Annotated in this window: 18 protein-coding genes; 11 read left to right on the top strand and 7 right to left on the bottom strand. The window is 54.0% G+C overall.

The features are described 5' to 3' along the window. Nucleotides 1-21 precede the first annotated feature (21 nt). The gene (locus C173_RS11240) at nt 22-879 is read left to right on the top strand and encodes an AraC family transcriptional regulator (protein WP_036724829.1); all 858 of its coding nucleotides are present in this window, start codon (nt 22-24) and stop codon (nt 877-879) included. Nucleotides 880-998: 119 nt separating this feature from the next. Beyond that, the gene (locus C173_RS11235; RefSeq protein WP_036724826.1) at nt 999-2,105 is read left to right on the top strand and encodes a glycoside hydrolase family 88 protein; all 1,107 of its coding nucleotides are present in this window, start codon (nt 999-1,001) and stop codon (nt 2,103-2,105) included. A 256-nt stretch (nt 2,106-2,361) separates the two neighbouring features. Here the strand turns inward: C173_RS11235 and C173_RS11230 are convergent, their stop codons facing one another. Next, on the bottom strand, nt 2,362-4,479 hold the full coding sequence (locus tag C173_RS11230) for a glycoside hydrolase family 52 protein (RefSeq protein WP_036724824.1): 2,118 nt from the start codon (nt 4,477-4,479) through the stop codon (nt 2,362-2,364). A 175-nt stretch (nt 4,480-4,654) separates the two neighbouring features. Between C173_RS11230 and C173_RS11225 the strand changes: the two genes are divergently transcribed. The 4 genes from C173_RS11225 to C173_RS11210 all read left to right on the top strand — a co-directional run bounded on the left by C173_RS11225 (nt 4,655) and on the right by C173_RS11210 (nt 7,999). Beyond that, nucleotides 4,655-5,620: a helix-turn-helix domain-containing protein gene (locus C173_RS11225; protein ID WP_051477971.1), complete on the top strand. Its 966-nt coding sequence runs from the start codon at nt 4,655-4,657 to the stop codon at nt 5,618-5,620. A 13-nt stretch (nt 5,621-5,633) separates the two neighbouring features. Beyond that, nucleotides 5,634-5,984 (top strand): cupin, encoded by a 351-nt coding sequence (locus C173_RS11220; RefSeq protein WP_036724822.1) that lies wholly within the window; start codon nt 5,634-5,636, stop codon nt 5,982-5,984. 395 nt (nt 5,985-6,379) lie between these two features. Next, complete coding sequence (locus tag C173_RS11215; protein ID WP_036724820.1) at nt 6,380-7,132, top strand: YdcF family protein; 753 nt, start codon at nt 6,380-6,382, stop codon at nt 7,130-7,132. Nucleotides 7,133-7,183: 51 nt separating this feature from the next. Beyond that, nucleotides 7,184-7,999, top strand: a complete 816-nt coding sequence (locus C173_RS11210) for a phosphotransferase (protein WP_036724819.1) — start codon at nt 7,184-7,186, stop codon at nt 7,997-7,999. A 52-nt stretch (nt 8,000-8,051) separates the two neighbouring features. Here the strand turns inward: C173_RS11210 and ybaK are convergent, their stop codons facing one another. From ybaK to C173_RS11190, 4 genes are all read right to left on the bottom strand, one after another. Further along, nucleotides 8,052-8,522 (bottom strand): Cys-tRNA(Pro) deacylase, encoded by a 471-nt coding sequence (ybaK, locus tag C173_RS11205; RefSeq protein WP_036724816.1) that lies wholly within the window; start codon nt 8,520-8,522, stop codon nt 8,052-8,054. Between the two features lie 12 nt (nt 8,523-8,534). Beyond that, complete coding sequence (locus tag C173_RS11200; RefSeq protein ID WP_268748447.1) at nt 8,535-8,807, bottom strand: YolD-like family protein; 273 nt, start codon at nt 8,805-8,807, stop codon at nt 8,535-8,537. 85 nt (nt 8,808-8,892) lie between these two features. After that, a complete protein-coding gene (aspA, locus tag C173_RS11195; RefSeq protein WP_036724812.1) occupies nt 8,893-10,317 on the bottom strand; it encodes an aspartate ammonia-lyase in 1,425 nt (474 codons plus the stop codon). A 239-nt stretch (nt 10,318-10,556) separates the two neighbouring features. Beyond that, entirely contained in the window at nt 10,557-12,230 is a 1,674-nt protein-coding gene (locus C173_RS11190; RefSeq protein WP_051477970.1) for a hypothetical protein, read from the bottom strand. Nucleotides 12,231-12,455: 225 nt separating this feature from the next. Between C173_RS11190 and kduI the strand changes: the two genes are divergently transcribed. From kduI to kduD, 3 genes are read left to right on the top strand one after another with little or no spacing between them, the layout of a single operon-like run. After that, nucleotides 12,456-13,289, top strand: coding sequence for a 5-dehydro-4-deoxy-D-glucuronate isomerase (kduI, locus tag C173_RS11185; protein WP_036724811.1), 834 nt, complete (start codon nt 12,456-12,458; stop codon nt 13,287-13,289). Nucleotides 13,290-13,323: 34 nt separating this feature from the next. Beyond that, complete coding sequence (locus tag C173_RS11180) at nt 13,324-14,079, top strand: DeoR/GlpR family DNA-binding transcription regulator (RefSeq protein WP_036724810.1); 756 nt, start codon at nt 13,324-13,326, stop codon at nt 14,077-14,079. A gap of 38 nt (nt 14,080-14,117) precedes the next feature. Beyond that, on the top strand, nt 14,118-14,873 hold the full coding sequence (kduD, locus tag C173_RS11175; RefSeq protein ID WP_036724808.1) for a 2-dehydro-3-deoxy-D-gluconate 5-dehydrogenase KduD: 756 nt from the start codon (nt 14,118-14,120) through the stop codon (nt 14,871-14,873). 166 nt (nt 14,874-15,039) lie between these two features. Here kduD and C173_RS11170 read toward each other — a convergent pair whose 3' ends face one another. Together C173_RS11170 and C173_RS11165 are read right to left on the bottom strand one after the other, a co-directional pair. After that, nucleotides 15,040-16,242 (bottom strand): hypothetical protein, encoded by a 1,203-nt coding sequence (locus tag C173_RS11170; RefSeq protein ID WP_155991390.1) that lies wholly within the window; start codon nt 16,240-16,242, stop codon nt 15,040-15,042. Nucleotides 16,243-16,460: 218 nt separating this feature from the next. Further along, nucleotides 16,461-17,210 (bottom strand): ABC transporter ATP-binding protein, encoded by a 750-nt coding sequence (locus tag C173_RS11165; RefSeq protein WP_036724805.1) that lies wholly within the window; start codon nt 17,208-17,210, stop codon nt 16,461-16,463. A 166-nt stretch (nt 17,211-17,376) separates the two neighbouring features. On the opposite strand from C173_RS11165, the gene C173_RS11160 reads away from it, so the two are divergent. Together C173_RS11160 and C173_RS11155 are read left to right on the top strand one after the other, a co-directional pair. Continuing rightward, entirely contained in the window at nt 17,377-17,598 is a 222-nt protein-coding gene (locus C173_RS11160; protein ID WP_036724803.1) for a helix-turn-helix transcriptional regulator, read from the top strand. Further along, nucleotides 17,585-18,037 carry a hypothetical protein gene (locus tag C173_RS11155; protein WP_036724801.1) on the top strand — a complete coding sequence of 151 codons (453 nt, stop codon included), beginning with the start codon at nt 17,585-17,587 and terminating at the stop codon, nt 18,035-18,037. Before C173_RS11160 ends, C173_RS11155 begins: the two co-directional genes overlap by 14 nt. Nucleotides 18,038-18,056 lie beyond the last annotated feature (19 nt).

The raw sequence follows: 18,056 nt of genomic DNA, 5'->3' as shown, positions 1-18,056 counted from the left end.
TGACAGGAGCGTAAACCAAGGATGAAACAGCTATTCGAGCCTGTTCTGTTTGCGAACCGGCAGTCGCTGATCTGGGACTACCGCATCTATACCGACGATTATTACAAGGGATATTACCACTGGCATCAGTGCTGTGAGATCATGTTCGTACACGGCGGGCAGGGCAGCATTGTTGTGAATCAGCAGATGTATGATATCCGGCCGGGCATGCTTTTCTTTTTCCAGCCGTATCAGCTGCACCGGATTTCTTCGGACGTCTCACCCGAATGCCCGTTCATACGGACGATCTTCTATCTTGACCCCCTGACAGCAGAGCATCTGCTGCAGGGCTTCGCCAAACGTAAAGCGGTGTTCAATGCGTTATGGCAAGGCAGCAATCCCTATTGCGGCTTCGATCTTGGTGACCGCCTGGAGACTATGGAATGGATCTATGGGAATTACAATCAGTGCCGGAGCAAATCATCCGGGGAAGATACCGAGGATATCACGATGCTGCTTCTGCAGTTGTTAAGCTGCCTGGGAACAGGGGAGCAGTCACTGATTCATACCGGAGAACGGCGGAAGCTCCGCTATTCGGAGCAAATCATGAACTGGATTGAAGCGCATTATCAGGAAGAGGTGAATCTGGAGCAGCTTGCGGAGGAGACTCACCTCTCGAAATCCTATGTCTCGCGGATTTTTCATCAGGAAACAGGCGGCCGCCTGGTCGACTACCTTACCGCCCGTCGTCTCAAGCAGGCCTGCCGGCTGCTCGAGACGACGGACCTGACGGTGGAGCGAATCGGCAGCGCTGTCGGATTCCCGAATCCTTCCTACTTCAACCAGCTGTTCAAGCGGGTACTTGGCCTTTCTCCGCTGCAATACCGCAAGGGAACCTGAAAGCCTACTTGCGAGGAATAGGACAATATAACAACATTTCGTGATATCAAATGACAACTTCCGGTTCGCCAGAGGCGTTATACTGAGGCCATAATCTAATTCAAGTGGAGGCATCAGCGATGACTACAGCTTATTGGCAGGAAGTAATGAACCGTCTGGAACCGAAAGTAAACGGCATGATCAAGGCGCTCGGGAAGCGGAGTCCTCATGCTGCGGGAGCAGACGGCAGATTCGATAATCCCGGGACTGACTGGTGGACCTCCGGCTTCTGGCCGGGAATACTCTGGGTTATGTATGATATGACCGGCAAGGATGCTTATAAGGATACTGCCTGGCCCTGGGACGAAACGATTGGACAGTGGTTCGCGAAGCCGACCGAAGAGCTGCATCACGATGTCGGCTTTCAGTTCCTGGCTACTGCGGTGATCAAGCATACGCTTACAGGTGATGCAGAGGGCTTGCGCCGGGGACTTGAAGCGGCTAACTACCTGGCTGCACGTTATAATCCGGCTGGCCGGTTCATCCGCGCCTGGAACGGGGACAAGCACGGCTGGGTGATCATCGACTGCATGATGAACATCTCGCTGCTCTTCTGGGCCAGCCGGATCACCGGCGATCCGCGCTACAGCCATATTGCTACCCGCCATGCGGAGACAGCAATGACCTATGGTGTGCGCGAGGACGGGTCCACCAGGCATATTCTGTCCTTCGATGCAGAGTCCGGCGCTTATATTGAGAACTTCGGCGGACAGGGATATTCCCCTGAATCCTGCTGGAGCCGGGGTTCAGCCTGGGGGCTGTACGGCTTCACGAACACCTACCGTAACACCGGGGACGTGCGCTTCTTGAATACCGCCAAGCGCATCGCCCATTATTTCATCGCGGCTCTCCCGGAGGATCACGTGCCGCACTGGGACTTCCGGCTTGCAGATGACAAGCGCATGTTCAGAGATAGCTCGGCCGCAGCAATCGCCGCCTCTGGCCTGCTGGAACTGGCAGAGCTTGTACCGCCGGGCGAGAAACGCGTGTATGCGGATGCCGCAGAGCGCATACTGCGTTCACTTACAGAGAATTATGCCACCTGGGACCAGCCGGACCATGAAGCCATTCTGCTGCATGGAGCCGCCAGCGGCGATTCGCTCACAGATGTGTCGCTGATCTATGGCGACTACTACTATGTTGAAGCCGTAGCGAAGCTCAACGGCTGGAAGCACCGTATTTTCTAGTCTGGTAATGGCATAACATTAACAGCGAGTCTTCGTCCCCTTCAGGATCGAGCATAAAATAAACAGCGAACCCCCGCCATGGGAGATTCGCTGTTTGTTTTTTTAAACTTATGCTTCTTGAAAGCTCACCCTAGAATCCTGTGTATCCATATCTGCGCTTCAAAATCCTGCAAAGAATGCAACTTATAATGTTTAACACGTTCCTTCACTTGTGCAACGTTCGATTCTTCCCTTCGCTTATACGGCGTACGAATGCTTACCCCCGCTGCTCATCCAGCCACAGAATAGCCGTCACACCGCGCGGGTAATATTTGCTGCCGGTGATCTCGCCGGAAATAATCTGGTCACTCCAGCTCCAGATCGAGAGCTGCGGATGCGTAAGCCAGGCCGTATGGGCCTGATCTGCCGCGCGTCCCTGCTCATCCCATTTCAAGCCGAGAATTTCTCTGGCGATGAACTGGGAGAGATAGATTTTGCTCAGCCAGCTGTTATTGCTGGTGGAGGAGATTTTCCAGCCGCCGTCCTCGAACAGGCAGACTCCCTCTACAAGCACAGCCTTCAGATGAGTGTCCAGTGCCCCGAGATATTCACCGAACCGTCCTCCGCGTTCCAAGGCTTCCTTGCAGCCGGTGAAGTAAGGGAATACCAGACCCTCGATCGCCGGGATAATCTTCGAATCATTGCCTTCGCCGATGACCGCCGGAATGTAGCCGCCTTCGGTAACACTACCCACGATGGTTGCTGCGCAGAGCTCGGCCTGTCTGCCGGCAGTCTGGGACAGCTCCGTATTGCCGTTATCGCGGAAAATCTTCTCCATCGCCAAATATGCTGCCCAGCACTTACCCGCCAGGTAAATATTGTTGCGCGCCTGGCCCAGGGAGACATCCAGACTGTCATAGGTCGTGATCTCTGCACCGCCCATGGTCCGCGAGCTGTCGAGCGCCATCACGCCATTGCGCTTCGCCGGGTCCGGATGATCCCGGTTGAGCATGCTCTGCAGGCAGCTCTCCAGTACGGTCAGATTGCGCTCCATCCAGCTGCGGTCGCCCGTGTGCTCCACATAGGTTGCCGCAGTGAGAATCCAGTTGACCAATTGCTCGTGGGTCATATGCGAGAAGCAGCCGTCAATGCCGTACAGCTCATAGGAGGAGTACCCCGGACGCGACACGGCGTTGGCTACTCCCATATCATGCGTGAAGCTAAGTCCGCCCGGATACTCGGTGCTATCTCCCGGGAAACGGACAGTGTCCACATAACTGAACCGGTCCACGAACATATCCAGCTCATTGCGTACGGTCCACGGGTTCATCTTCAGCTCGTAGAACAGCTGGTCTACCGTAAGATCGAAGGTGTTCATCATCCGGTATTCGCCTTCGTTGACGACCCAGAACGGCTGGCCTCTGTACTCCAAGAGTTCGGTGGAGCCGTAATAGCTGCGGATGGCGTGAGCAAGCATGAAGGTCTGGTCGTCACTTAAGCCTGTTCCCTCCAGCATCCCGTTCGCCTCTTCGGCCTGCTTCTTCAGCGTGTCGAACCGGGATAACGCATATTCCGCAACAGCTTCAACATTGCTGTAATAACGGTTATAGTAATAGCTCGCATCCATTCCTGAAGTCACATAACCGGAGCGGTGGAAGCAGACCGCGAACTGGTACACCTTGCGTTCGCCGGCTGGCACATCCATAATAAGCGCGCCAACCTGACCCAGCCCGAACGTCCAGTTCTCCTCCAGCTCCGCTGCAAGAATATCCTCCATTGTAAAATGCATTGCCGCCTTAACACTTCCCTGCTTCGCGGCAATCGCCAGGAACCGGCCCTGGCCGACACCCGTCAGCTCCTCCTTGCCTCCATCGAATCTTCTCAGGGCGCTATACGGGTCATTCCCCTGGAAGCCGAAGAAAGCACGACGCGCAGAGCTGCCCGCTGTGTTATCGACTTCAAGCTCTACCAGCACGGCTGGCAACAGCACTTCCTTCATCTCTGCATCCGAAGCCGTCCCCGGGTCCGGAACGGGCCGGACTGGTGACAGAATGCGGAAGGTCAGATCGCCTGCCTGCCAGCTGTCGGTGGTCAGCCGGAAATCGCGCGTAATCTCGTCTTCCCCGAAGTGAAACAGAATCTGCGGCTTATCCGGGCTCGGGTCCGGGTTCTCGATGTCGTAGCGCTTGCTCTCATCGTCGCTGCCCTGCTCGTGGAAGGGCAACGTATCGTAACCGCGGCCATCCTTGCGTGCAAGGCCGATATATATGTTCTGTCTCGGCGGCCTGCCGAGTTCGAGGTCAAAGCCGCCGGACGCTCCTTGAAATCCGAGGGTGAAGCTTGAGAATGATCCTATCGGTGAATGATGGGCATTGAAGAATTTGTTCGTTGGCATACAGTATATACACTCCCTCCAGCTTGTGTCCCGGCCGTGCCGGGCTCTAGCTCTATGTTAGCGCTACCCTCCCCTCAGGCAACAGGCGCAAAGCCGCCAATTATTTGGACAAATCAATCGGACGCAGCGGCCTATGCTATAATAGATCCATCTTTTAACAAAGAAGAGGTTGAACATGAACGTATTAGATCCCGGCACACAGCATTCTATGGATGGACGCATGTCCCCGGATGTTCAAGCTGCCTTTCATCTCTTTGCCGCCCACTGGCGCAAGGTGAACAAGGAATGGCAATATCCGGCACACACTCACCCGATGTTCGAGATCAACATCGTTCTGCAGGGCTCGCAGCACATGGCCGTAGGCGGACAATCCTACATCCAGAAGAGCGGCGACATTCTGTTCATCCGCCCCGGTGTGCTGCATTCCAGTCTGGGCGCAGCCGCAGGGGATGAGATGTCTTATTATTGCCTGCACTTCGACATTGACGATCTGGTTCTGCGCCGCTCCTTGATGACGATGGACACCGTCAGTCTAAGCGGAGACACCCCGGAGCTGAAGGCAATCCGTTCCTCCCTGGATGACATCATCCGCTCGACCATTCTCCCGGAGGCCAGTGATGCACAGCGGGGCCGGCTCGTGATGCTGAACGCATCGCTCCAGTTCTTCGCCGCCCTTACCGGCTGGGTGCTGGCTGCCCTGCCTTCCCCTGCCCGGAGCACCCTGCCGGGAGTGACGGAGAAGACCGTTGCCCTGGCGAATGCCATTGAAGGGCTGCTGCAGGAATCCGTCTTCACGGCAGCGGCAACCGGCAGCAGAGCCGGAAGCATCGAGGAGATCGCAGCCAGGCTCGGCTATAGCCCCAACCACTGCAACCGCGCCTTCCGGCAGATCTATGGCCTCCCGCCAAGGCAGTATCTCTCCGATCTCATTATCCGCCATGCCAAGCTGCTGCTGCTGGATAACAGCCTGTCTGTGGAGAGCATCGCCTACCGGCTGGGCTACCGAGATGTGTCTCATTTCAGCAAGCAGTTCAAGCGCTGGACCGGCCTGCCCCCCATGGGCTACCGCCAGCTTACGGAGGAGCCGGGCAAGGCAGGCGACGGAGCGCCCCTCCCACACTCAGGGGGAGGTACATCTTAGGAGGAGTTACATAATGAAGATATACCATTTCAAACCAGAATCCGGCAAACCCATAGCAGCCTTTAATTCCGATTTCATCATATCCCGGATTATCCAGACTGAGGGGTTAACACATATCGGCTGCGTATATCTTGGACACCAGGGAGTAATCGGCTTTCATCAGGCGAGCTGTCCGCAGCTGCTGCTCATTATGAACGGTGAAGGGGTTGTGCGCGGAGAGGAAGCTGAATTTACAGCTGTGAGTGCAGGTCAAGCCGTCTTTTGGGAGCAAGGGGAATGGCATGAGACCCGTACGGATTCAGGACTGACTGCGATTATTGTTGAAGGTGATTCGCTGAATCCCGCCGCCTACATGACTCTCTAACTGAACATTAAGAGGACTGAGATTCCGCTATATGAGCAAATCAGGTGAAATTCCGGGCTAAGCGGACAGAGAATCCTTTATGCGTCCTAACATGTGTCCTTAGAGGCTCAAAAGTACAAGATAGCGGAATCTCAGTCCGTTTCGGCATTATCAACCTTAATTTTGGCAAAATAAAGGAATCTCAGTCCACTTCAGTTGTAAGCTCACCAAAAGCGCGCATGGAGGGCGTGTAAAGCGCGAAGCACAAAACAGCGCAGCGCCGGATCGCCAAAACAGCCGGGTGAAGCCGGGAACTCCAGCCGGACCCGTGGTACCCTGCAACTGGAATGGACCTGCTATGCAGGTGATTTTTTTGTTAAATGTCTTATATCCTATGTTTAAAAGTTGGTGACCGTATGATCTACCTCATTAAATTCGTATACAGCTTTGTCCTCCCGCCCGGGATATTCGTCCTGCTGCTCCTGGGGATGGTAGTCTGGCTGTGGAAAAATAGCCGCCGTCCCGCAATCGTGCTGCTGGCGGTCACACTCCTGCTCTATCTGTCGATGACCTCTGCTGTCGCCGACACGCTGATCGGGAGCTTGGAGCGGAAGTACCCTCAGCCTGCTTCCGCAGAGGGGGATGTGATCGTAATCCTCGGCGGCGGGGCCACCTCCGGCACCCCGGATCTGGACGGGCAGGGCAATATGTCCGGTCCGGCAGCGAACCGGCTGCTGGCAGCTGCGCGGCTGTACCGCGAGACCGGCCTGCCGATTATTTTCTCCGGGGGACAGGTATTCGCCGACAGCGGCAATGAAGCGGATATCGCCCGGCGGCAGCTCATCGGCCTCGGCATCCCCGCAGAGGATATCCTGCCGGAGAACCGCTCGCTCAATACAGAGCAGAATGCGGTCAACACCGCAAAGCTCATGCAGGAGCATGGCTTCAGCCGTCCCGTTCTGGTGACCTCGGGCTTCCATATGCCGCGCAGCATGGTCCAGTTCGGGCATGCCGGACTTACGCCGCAGGCTTTTCCGGTAGATTTCCAAGCCAGCCGTCCTATGTCACTCTATGTAAGCAAATTCACTCCGTCTGCCGGAGCCGTCTCCACAACCGGGCTGGCGCTGAAGGAGTATCTGGGGTTAATCGCTGCGAAGCTGCTGCCTTGACCCCTGCAGCTGGCTGCACGCTCATCAAAGAAAGCGAGGTACCTTTAACCAATGAACCCGTACGATGAAGAGAAATTAACCGGCGGAAATGTAAATGAGATCATCCGCAATGCAGACACCGTCCGCCGTCCCACAGGGAGCTGGAGCACAAGTATTCATGCACTTCTACAGCATTTGGAGCAGCAGAATTTCGCAGGAGCACCCAGATTCCTAGGTGTAGATGAAGCAGGGCGCGAGATTCTATCCTTTCTTCCCGGCGAGGTTCCAGGCAACGCTTATCCTGAGCTGGAGCCGTACATGTGGTCTGAAGAGACCCTTACGGGCCTGGCGCGCCTGTTACGCAGCTATCATGATGCAACAGAGGGCTTTGTACCGAATAGTATACATACGGAGTGGCAGCTTCCCTATGCCGATCCTGCCGCACATGAAGTGATCTGCCATAATGACGCGGCGCTGTACAACGTGGTGTTTCAGCATGGTGCGCCTGTGGCGCTGATTGATTTCGATATGGCTGGTCCAGGCCCGCGCCTATGGGACATTGCCTATAGCCTCTACACCTCAGTTCCGCTCGCCGGTTTTGCTCCTGACTATCTGACAGGCTCCACGGTACCTTACCAGGCAGACCTCCATGCAGCAGACCGGCAGCGGCGGATTCAGCTGTTTTTTGAAGCCTATGGACTCCCTGTCCCGGAAGATCTGCACGACTGGTTGACCCGGCGGCTCACGGCTATGTGCGATACGCTGAAGAAGGAGGCCGAGGCGGGCAATCCTGCTTTTGTCCAAATGGTGGAAGAAGGCCACCTGGCCCACTACGAGCGCGAGCTGCAATTCATAGCTGACCATTACAGCGAATGGACTACTGCTTGAAGCAAAAGCCGGAACCCTACACACATAGGAGTTCCGGCTTTATTCGTTACATTTACTCTTTAATCAACTCTGTAAAAACCGCAGACACCTCTTCAGCCAGCAGCTTCGGCTCAAGCTCCATCTGAACGCCGATCCGGCCTGCGCTGACCGCGATTGTCTCAAGCTCCGCCGCACTGCTGTGAATGAACGTAGGGTACAGCTTCTTCATCCCGACAGGGGAACAGCCCCCGCGGACATATCCCGTGTGCTTCAGCAGGTCCTTCAGCGGCAGCAGCTCAATCTTCTTCACTCCGGCGGCTCTGGCGGCTCTCTTCAGATCCAGTTCCTCAGCAACCGGGATCACATAGACATACGGCTGCGGTCCGCTGTGTGCGACCAGTGTCTTGAATACTACCTCAGGAGGCAGGCCAATCTTCTCAGCAACCGCTGTTCCGTGAATCAGCCCGTCCTCATTGTCGTAGCTATGAATGGTGTAGCTTATCTTCCTTGCATCCAGTATGCGCATGGCATTCGTTTTGTTCATCTGCCGCTCCCCCTAATCCCGGGGATAATTGATTTGCATAATGTCCATGAACGGCACTTTGATAATCTCTTCGTTATTTCTGACATGCACCCTGCCGGTACGCGAATCCATCTCTACAATCACCCCGCGCACCTCTTCTTCCTTCCCCCAGACTGTCAGCAGAATCTCGGAATCCTCCTGCTTCGCCTCTACCAGCTGGTTGCCCAGCTCCTCAAGCACGAATTCGTCGCGGGTGGGACGTTTTGCCACTTTTGCCTTCGCCACACTTTGCCTCCAGTAAGCCATTACAGAATATAGGATAATGCCCGGTGTAAATGCTCGTGTCTATTATACCATGAGAGGAAGCCTGATTTTACACAAATCACGATTATTATTCATGATTCAATAGCGCTGCCCCCGCGATGCCGGGATGGGTCATTTCATACGGGTCCAGAATCAGGTTCAGCTCTTCCTCGCTAAGCACATTGTACTTCAGACACAAGGCCCGCACCGATTCTCCGGTCAGAATAGCTTCCCTGGCAATCCTCGAGACGACCTCATACCCCAGATGCGGGTTCACGGCGGTAATGATACCGACGCTTCTCTCCACCTCACGCGCAAGCTTCTCCTTGTTGGCTTCAATCCCTGCCAGACAATAGTCGGTGAACACCCGAAAGGAATTGTTCATGATGCTGATCGACTGAATCAGATTGAACACCATCACCGGCTCCATAACGTTCAGCTCCAGTTGACCGGCCTGAGCGGCGAGGCAGATCGTGTGATCATTGCCAATCACCTGAAAAGCCACCTGGTTAATCACCTCGGCCATCACCGGATTCACCTTACCGGGCATGATGGACGATCCCGGCTGGCGGGCCGGCAGCGTAATTTCATTGAAGCCGGAACGCGGGCCCGAGGCCATCAGGCGCAGATCGTTGGCGATTTTGGACATATTCATCATGCAGACCTTCAGCGAGGCCGAGACTTCGGTATAGGCATCCGTATTCTGCGTAGCATCCACCAAATGCTCGGCGCTGACCAGCGGCAGCCCGCTGATCTCAGCCAGCAGCTCAACGACCCGCGTAATATACCGGGGATCGGCGTTCAGTCCGGTACCCACGGCGGTAGCTCCCATGTTCACCTCATAGAGATGGCCACGCGTATGCTCGATCCGCTGAATATCACGCTCCAGCACCCGGCTGTACGCCTCGAATTCCTGTCCCAGACGGATTGGCACCGCATCCTGCAGGTGGGTCCGCCCCATTTTAATGACGGAATCGAATTCAGCAGCCTTCTGCAAAAATACACCGTGCATCGTCCGCATCGTGATCAGCAGCTGCTCCAGCAGCGATAGCGTGGCAATATGAATTGCCGTCGGAAAAGCATCGTTCGTCGATTGCGCCATATTCACATGAGTGTTCGGACTGAGCTGCAGGTAATCCCCCTTGGCCTTGCCCAGCAGCTCCAGCGCACGGTTCGCAATCACTTCATTGGCATTCATATTCAGCGAGGTGCCTGCGCCGCCCTGAATCGGATCAACGATGAACTGCTCATCCCAGTTCCCCGCGATCACCTCGTCTGCTGCTTGGACAATCACCGCACCCAGGCCCTTATAGAGGCGGCCGATTTCCATGTTGGCGAGCGCAGCGGATTTTTTGACAATCCCCATCGCCTTGATTAATTCATGATGCACACGGTAGCCTGTAATCGGGAAATTCTCCACCGCCCGGAGGGTCTGTATCCCGTAATAGGCCTGATGCTCCACCTGCTTGCTGCCCAAAAAATCCTTCTCCAGCCGATATTCCGTCTCTGTCATCCTGCTCTCCCCCATGTCTTCAGTAGTAGATCCTCTGCTGCAAATTAGTCAACTTATTCTTTCCTTGCAGCGCCAAAGATATTACCTTCATTGCTGCGCCATGCTTAAGGCCTATGCGGGTAGCGCAAAGAACCCGGCAGCCATTGCTGACCCCCGGGCTCTATGTCATTGTAGCTTAAAATTTAAGATAGTTCCAATCCGAAAAAATCTTCATATCCCCAGGCAGCGAAGCATCCCGTTTAGACCTTATAATGTTCAAATGATACCGGTTTCCCGTTAATCAACGCCTGTATTCCCGTATGCTTATTGTCTATCCTGAGCTGTAGGCGCTCATTCCCGCTCCAAGCCGTATACGCTGCCGAGAGGATCTCTCCTTCCGTAAATTCCGGTGCCCGCTGTATAGCGGCTGCGGTAAATTCCTCAAGACAGTGTATCCCCAGCTCCGCCGCCTGATCTGTGCTTAGCGCTTCAACCACGACGGCTCCGGGCATGTTCTTGGACGTTACCTCCAGATAGGATGGCCGCTCCAGCAGTTCATATTCCTGTGATACATAGACGGCAAAATACACATTGCCCGCATAGCCAAGCAGTGCCTTGGGCTGCCTGATCCATTCGCCTAACGGGAGCACCCCGACGATGGCTGTATCCTTTCCTTCGGGCACCGGGAACAGCGACAGGATCGTGTTCTGATGATACAGCACCTCCATATAAGGACTCTGGTGCCGGGGATCTCCTGGCTGATAGCCTTGACCCGGATGGAAAAAATAAAGCCGGTTCACGCCCGCCGCCGCCGGAACCGGGAGCGAGAAGGCCCAGCGCAGCTGCTCATTGTCGAATTCCTCCACCCGCTCCCACATCCCGCCTGCCGCGTAATCCTTCGTCAGATAGGCGTAGGAATGCAGCGCCGGCTGGCGCTCCGGGGAACCGGCAACCACCTTCTCGGTCTTCTTGCAGACCTCTACCGGTATCTGGCGGTTCAGGGCAGCGGAACGCGCCTCCTCCGGCGCTTCATAATAGAGGAACCCTGCATATTCGGTGCGCGGCATCTCCTCCGGCAGCGCGAAATCGCCGAACTGGACATAATCATGCAGCAGATTGCCGTCTGCCGGAACATCATGCGGCCAGCCCCGGGAATGGGCGCCTGCCCAGGCGCCTTTAAGGTACCACAGGCTCCGTTCGCTCCAGAGGTAGTCCAGCATTTCCCCAAGTGTAGACTTCAGGCTGCTGTCCTCTTCCAGCTCCCAGGCGCAGGTGAACGCCTGAATCCAGTGCCAGAACCACGGCAGGCTGCCATATTCCGGCATTCCCTTCGCCCGGATATGTGCCAGCGTCAGCTCCAGACTGTGCCGCCCGTCCTCCCTCAGCAGATCATCCTCGAACAGCCTGCCGAAGATCAGCTTCGCGGCCGTATATTTGGCTTCATGATGGCCGAAGGTCGCTACCTGCTTACGGAAGAAAGCGCTGCGGTAGATATGGCCGATAGCCGTATGGAACGCCACCCGCAGTCCCGCGCTGAACCGGTCGCAATATTGCCGGTTGAACCAGACCATCAGGCTGCCCATAATCTCAACCGGCAGCTCATGCGGTGCAGCCTCTCCCGGAGTGGGATGCAGCCCCAGCGGCCAATGTCCATACAGGGGGGTCCCCGGCATCCGGTTCTGAAGCCTAACGGTTTCTAATAGTACAGACTCGGCTTTCCGCTTGGCATCCTCCTTGCCAAACGGCAGCTCCAGGGTGTCATCCACCGCAGCGGCAAACAGATAAGACGCATAATAGAAGTTGTTCCGCACATCATCATGGAACCAGAGTCCGCTGTACAGCAGCGGGCGGCGCTCCGCCTCCACCGCGATAGCGGATATAATCTGCCGCTGGCGTATTTTAGAAGTCGTCTGTTGCTGAGGCATATCTGCCATCTCGTTCACCCTCCGTAGGTATGAATTCCATATTTTCAATCCTGAATAATTCCCCTGTACTCCAGCTCTATTGTGCACGCTTTCAGTTCAGATGGCAATCTTATTCCCGAACAAATAAACTAAAATAAACGTACTAAAAAAGATTATGCTTGATATATGAACTTAAATGGATTAAGTTGTACCTATACGAACGAAAATATATTTTCTAAGGAGACTGAATATTCGATGGAAAGACGTTTTGCATCACATCCGAATGAAGTGAAGCAGTTTGACACTGAGCGCCTGCGTAAGGAGTTCCATATCCCGGTTATCTTTGCACCAGACGAGCTGAAGCTTGTCCTGACCCATGAAGACCGCATGATCGTTGGAGGAGCGAATCCGGTGAACGGAGAGGTAACTCTGACTACGGACCTCAAGGAGCTTGGCGTAACTTACTTCCTGGAACGCCGCGAGCTGGGAATCATCAATGTCGGCGGCCCGGGTTCGGTTGTTGTGGACGGTACTGAATATGAGGTTGATTTCAAGGAATGCCTGTATGTGGGCCAAGGCTCGAAGGATGTTATTTTCAAGAGTGCGGACAGCGCTAAGCCGGCAAAATTCTATCTGAATTCCGCTCCGGCACACCAGTCTTACCCGACTACGAAGACTACGCTGGCTGAATCCGAATCCGGAGCCATGGGCGGTCTGGAGAATTCCAACGAACGGACGATTCACCGCTTCATCCACACGAACGGCGTGCAGAGCGCACAGCTTGTAATGGGGATGACTCAGCTGAAGCCGGGCAGCATGTGGAACACCATGCCATCCCACACGCATCCGCGCCGGATGGAAGCCTACTTCTATTTCGATCTGCCGGATGATTCCATCGTCTTCCACCTGATGGGCGAGCCGACCGAGACCCGCCACATCGTAATGCACAATGAACAGGCTGTCATCTCGCCAAGCTGGTCCATTCACAGCGGTGTCGGTACACATAACTATACCTTCATCTGGAGCATGGCCGGAGACAACAAGCGGTATGATGATATGGACCCCGTAGGGATGAAAGAATTACAATAGTAGCAAATCAACTACGGAAAGATGAGGCAGGCGGATGAACCCGATACGGCGGCACGAGATGATTATGGAAGTTATGCTGAACCAGAAGGATGTAACCGTGAATGAATTGAGCGACAAGCTCCAGGTCACCGGCAAAACGATCCGCGAGGACTTAAGCAAGCTGGAGGAGCAGGGACTGATTATGCGCGTCCACGGCGGTGCCGTGCTGGCACAGAGCGATCAGTTCGGCATTCTGCCCTTGCGCAATCCGCTGGATAAATACGCCGAGGAGAAGACGGAGATTGCCCGGCGTGCCCTGGTGCATATCGCTCCGGATGACATCATTGCCCTGGACGGCGGAAGCACAACGCTTGAGATTGCCCGGCGGCTTACGAATATGCCTCTTACGGTCATTACCAATGATGTCTACATCATCAGTGAGCTGGTCCAGAGAGATAACATCCGTCTGGTCGTACCCGGCGGCTACCGTGTCCGCAATATGCTGGCCGGTCCCGAAGCCGTGTCCTATGTACAGAAGCTTAATATTCAAAAAGCCTTTCTCTCGGCCACAGCCGTTCATATTGAACACGGCCTGTCCATCTATACCGGCGATCTTATAGATTTCAAACAGGCGTTAGTCTCCACAGCCCGTCAGGTGTTCGCCGCTTGCGATCATCACAAGTTCGGACAGACCGCGCTGCGCACCTTCGCCTCCCTGCAGGAGGTCGATGTGCTGCTGACAGACAGCGGGCTTGCCCCGGAGACCGCAGAGCTGTTCCGCAAGGCCGGCGTCAACATTGAATGCGGCTAATTTCACAATTCAAATCGTTCAAAGGAGAGAATAATCATATGTCATCTTTATTCAGCTTGGCAGGTAAGACAGCAATCGTAACAGGCGCAGCGCAAGGTCTTGGACAAGGCATTGCCATCGCCTTCGCAGAAGCCGGTGCAGACGTAGTCTCCGTATCTCTTAATTCCAGTGACGAGACCGTAGCAGCCTGTGAAGCTTTTGGCGTCAAAGCACTGAGTATCGCCACAGACCTCAGCGACCATTCCAAGCTTCAAGGCATGTTCGACGAAGCCGTTGCCTTCACCGGCAAAGTGGATATCCTCGTCAACTGTGCAGGCATGATCCGCCGTACTCCGGCCAAGGATCACAGTGAGAAAGACTGGTTCGATGTCATTAACCTCAATCAGAACACTGTCTTCCTGCTGTCGCAGATTGCCGGACGTCACTTCCTGGAACGGGGGAGCGGTAAAATCATCAACATCGCCTCCATGCTCTCCTACCAGGGCGGCATCAACGTGCCGGGCTACACCGCAAGCAAGCATGCCGTAGCCGGTCTGACCAAAGCCTTTGCCAATGAATGGGCAGGCTCGGGCCTTAACATCAACGCGATTGCTCCGGGCTACATGGCTACCGAGAACACCGCTCCGATCCGTGCGGACCAGAGCCGCTCCGACTCTATCCTTGAGCGTATTCCAGCCGGACGCTGGGGAACTGCCGATGATGTGAAGGGCCCTGCCGTATTCCTGGCCTCCGCAGCATCCGACTACCTGAACGGCCACATTCTGAATGTGGATGGCGGCTGGTTGGCTAGATAAGGAACCCAACAAGTGGAAACGGCTTTGCCGTCCTCTTAAAGGACGGTACCGTTTCAGCGAGAAATAGAAGGATAAGTTATCGCGTGTAACATATAAATTCTTATATTTGTACAACGAACCCCCGGTTGCTTCTTAATGAAGCTTGACCGGGGGTTTTGTATATTCCTTATAGTCTGCTCATGAGCTGAGGACGGGTTATGTTGTCCGAAATTTTTTTTAGACAGATTAGATTGCCAATTCCAAGAACCGCGAGATAGATTATGGACCCCATCAGCATGTTCGGAGCCAAGTAGATGATCGCTAATACCGGGAACACAAACAGAACCGACAGAAGGCTTGTCACATACAGGCCCTGACGCGGAGTTCTGAGCCGCAAAGCAAGAATAGCTGCTATGAACATCATGGCTATGGATGAGAGCAGACTAACGGGAAACAGCAGGATAAGCTGTGCAGCCGTATAGCCTTGGGGGGAGACAAGATCAGGCATGATCAGTGCTGCAATATATACACCCGCCAGCGTCAGCACAGATGAGAGGGTCAGCATGACCGCCGTTACAAGCACTGGAATCATACATTTGGCCAGAAAGACCGGCCGGATCTGCAGAGGTGTAGACAATAAGGCTTCCCCTGTCTTATATACTTTCTCCCCGCCTACGGAGTACGCTATTAAGTTGGTTGGCACTCTCGGTATCATTAGCACGGTTAGCAGGACGGCATAACTCAGGTCAAGTGTTCCCGTAAAATACAGCAGCAGACACACCATAGCAACCGGCGAGAAGCACAGAAATCCAAAGCTCAGGAGCATCCTTTTCAAGGTCATTAGCATCTTCCATTCCAATCGTAACACTATGCCAAACTGAGATCTCGGCAGAGCTAATGATATATGCTGCTGATGCGCTCTCTCCGTCTTATGGATGGTGATGGGCTGGAAGAAATCCGGCTGCTTCATCCTTCTGATCTTCGCTGCGAACATCGAAATAACCCAAAGGTAAATCAATGCACAGATACAACTTATGATCAGCGCCGATAACAAGTCCACAGTTCCTATAACCGACAGACAGATGACAAACAGAAAGCTCAGAGGATAAGCCATTAGCGACACCCGCTGGTTGGCAGCCCGCAAATCCCCTGATGTAGAGGAAGCATACACCCCGCCCATGCATATTGCACTATAATTCAATGCAGCCACTACCATGATGCACATCCATTGCCAAGGAATCAACGCTGCTCCGCCGCCGGCAAGATAGCTCGTGAACACAGAGCAGAGGACGGTTATAGTGAAGTAGCCCAGCGCAAATAAGAAGCAGAATTCAAACTTCCTCCAGAGCATGCTTTTTCCATGGATGGGACTGGACAGGAGTGTCTCCAAAGTGCGGTGCTCCCGTTCTCCCGCGATGCTATCAGATAACATGGGCCTCAGTAAGATTGCCGTAAGTAGTGCTGCGGTGGTTAAGGAGACTTTCACCCCGGGCACGAATAGTGGAACGATTATACCCGTAATGCCGATAGATAGTCCATAAAAGAAGAGCATCCCTTTGTCACTTGTAAACTCAGCACACTGAATACGAAAAACGGGATAGGATCTGTTCATCGGCCTCCCCCTTGCTCTATATCCATGTACAGCTTCTCAAGACTGAATTGCCCGTTGTCCATGTAATGCTTGCTGTCTTGGAGCGCTGAGATGGAATCGGTAAAAATATTTCGCCCGTGCCGCAGAATCGTGATTCGATCGCATAGCTTCTGGACCTCTTCCAGATGATGCGTGGTCATAATGACGGTGGTCCCCTCCTCCTTCGCCAGCCGCGATAACATCTTCCTTAGATCGGTTGTGCTGACAGGATCAAGCCCATTCGTAGGCTCATCCAGGATCAAAAGGCGCGGTCTATGAAGCATGGCCCGGATCAGGGCAACCTTTTTGCTCATGCCGGTAGACAAGCCCTTAATCATCGTTCGTTTCTTGTCATGCAGTTCAAATGTCCGCAGCAGTTCGTCAATACGGCTACTCGATTCTACACGGCTCATACCATAAATGTCAGCGTAATACATCAGGTTATCCCAGACGGTCAAAGACTCGTACAGCCCTGTATCTTCGGATAAAACGCCGCATAGCCCGCGCACGCTATCCCCCTCCTGTATAGGATTCCGCCCAAAAACAATGACCTCTCCCCCGTCCGGCTCCAGCAGACCAAGCAGCAGGCGAAGCGTTGTAGTCTTTCCCGCCCCATTATGCCCAAGCAGTGCGTAGACCTCACCCTCCGCAATACTCAGATCCAGGCCGTTTACAGCAGCCACATCGCCAAAGAACTTTCTGACCCCTTCGAACCGTATATTCTCCATGCTCCACGCCCCATCCTTTAGATCGTCTTATGTATAGCTTACTGCACATTTTTTGTATAGTCAACTGTACATAAATTGTGTAGTGAACTTGACTAAGACCGTATCCGTGCAACATAATAACAGAGTTGAGGTGCAGAAGTATTGCTTCAGGGGAGGTGGCAGGTTAGTGAAGACAAGAATACGCGAACTGCGAAAAGAGCGGCGGATTTCCCAAGAGGAATTGGCTAAGGCACTGCGTGTCACACGCCACACCATCACTTCAATTGAGAACGAAAAATATATCGCCTCCCTTCCGCTTGCCTATAAAATTTCAAAATTTTTCGGTTTGCCGATCGAGGAAATTTTTGATTTTTCAGATGTGGAGGATATCGACTATGAAGTCTTTTGAAAAGGAGCTGCGGCGGCGAATCGTTATCAATTCATTCTACGCGGCAGGTATGGGGATAACCGTTATTGTGGCGTTTATACTCAAAGCGTTCGTATGGGGCAGGCTCGACACGCTGGACAGCTGGGATATAGGGATTCTCGCCGGTTTATTGTTCGGTTCGTGGATTACTGCCGCTCTCCGTATTGCCCGGCTCCGCAAGGTTCTCAAAGACCCTGAAACATTAGAAGCGTCACATATTGCAGCACATGATGAACGGAACCGGATGATCGCCTTAAAAACTGGCAGGGCTGCTATACGTCTTTTCCTTCTTCTATTGTCTCTTTCTGCTGTCGTCGCCTCTTTGATTAACCAAACCGTGTTCTTAACGATTGCTATGACTTTGGTTACCCTTCTGTTGTTGTACCTTCTGTTATCGGCATACTACTCCCGGAAAATTTAATTTACTGGGGCAATGGAGG

The organism is Paenibacillus sp. FSL R7-277, from assembly GCF_000517965.1.
GTDB lineage: Bacteria > Bacillota > Bacilli > Paenibacillales > Paenibacillaceae > Paenibacillus_AQ > Paenibacillus_AQ silagei.
The sequence above is the reverse complement of the archived record's forward strand: the minus strand, read 5'-3'. Positions and strand labels throughout refer to the sequence as shown.

Excerpts from the sequence above, each read along its gene's own strand:
- C173_RS11215 (WP_036724820.1), top strand. The coding sequence starts at position 6,380 with ATGATCTACCTCATTAAATTCGTATACAGCTTTGTCCTCCCGCCCGGG.
- C173_RS11235 (WP_036724826.1), top strand. The coding sequence starts at position 999 with ATGACTACAGCTTATTGGCAGGAAGTAATGAACCGTCTGGAACCGAAA.
- C173_RS11225 (WP_051477971.1), top strand. The coding sequence starts at position 4,655 with ATGAACGTATTAGATCCCGGCACACAGCATTCTATGGATGGACGCATG.
- aspA (WP_036724812.1), bottom strand. The coding sequence starts at position 10,317 with ATGACAGAGACGGAATATCGGCTGGAGAAGGATTTTTTGGGCAGCAAG.
- C173_RS11190 (WP_051477970.1), bottom strand. The coding sequence starts at position 12,230 with ATGGCAGATATGCCTCAGCAACAGACGACTTCTAAAATACGCCAGCGG.
- C173_RS11220 (WP_036724822.1), top strand. The coding sequence starts at position 5,634 with ATGAAGATATACCATTTCAAACCAGAATCCGGCAAACCCATAGCAGCC.
- C173_RS11240 (WP_036724829.1), top strand. The coding sequence starts at position 22 with ATGAAACAGCTATTCGAGCCTGTTCTGTTTGCGAACCGGCAGTCGCTG.
- C173_RS11200 (WP_268748447.1), bottom strand. The coding sequence starts at position 8,807 with ATGGCTTACTGGAGGCAAAGTGTGGCGAAGGCAAAAGTGGCAAAACGT.
- C173_RS11210 (WP_036724819.1), top strand. The coding sequence starts at position 7,184 with ATGAACCCGTACGATGAAGAGAAATTAACCGGCGGAAATGTAAATGAG.
- C173_RS11230 (WP_036724824.1), bottom strand. The coding sequence starts at position 4,479 with ATGCCAACGAACAAATTCTTCAATGCCCATCATTCACCGATAGGATCA.
- C173_RS11180 (WP_036724810.1), top strand. The coding sequence starts at position 13,324 with ATGAACCCGATACGGCGGCACGAGATGATTATGGAAGTTATGCTGAAC.
- C173_RS11165 (WP_036724805.1), bottom strand. The coding sequence starts at position 17,210 with ATGGAGAATATACGGTTCGAAGGGGTCAGAAAGTTCTTTGGCGATGTG.
- C173_RS11155 (WP_036724801.1), top strand. The coding sequence starts at position 17,585 with ATGAAGTCTTTTGAAAAGGAGCTGCGGCGGCGAATCGTTATCAATTCA.
- ybaK (WP_036724816.1), bottom strand. The coding sequence starts at position 8,522 with ATGAACAAAACGAATGCCATGCGCATACTGGATGCAAGGAAGATAAGC.
- kduD (WP_036724808.1), top strand. The coding sequence starts at position 14,118 with ATGTCATCTTTATTCAGCTTGGCAGGTAAGACAGCAATCGTAACAGGC.
- kduI (WP_036724811.1), top strand. The coding sequence starts at position 12,456 with ATGGAAAGACGTTTTGCATCACATCCGAATGAAGTGAAGCAGTTTGAC.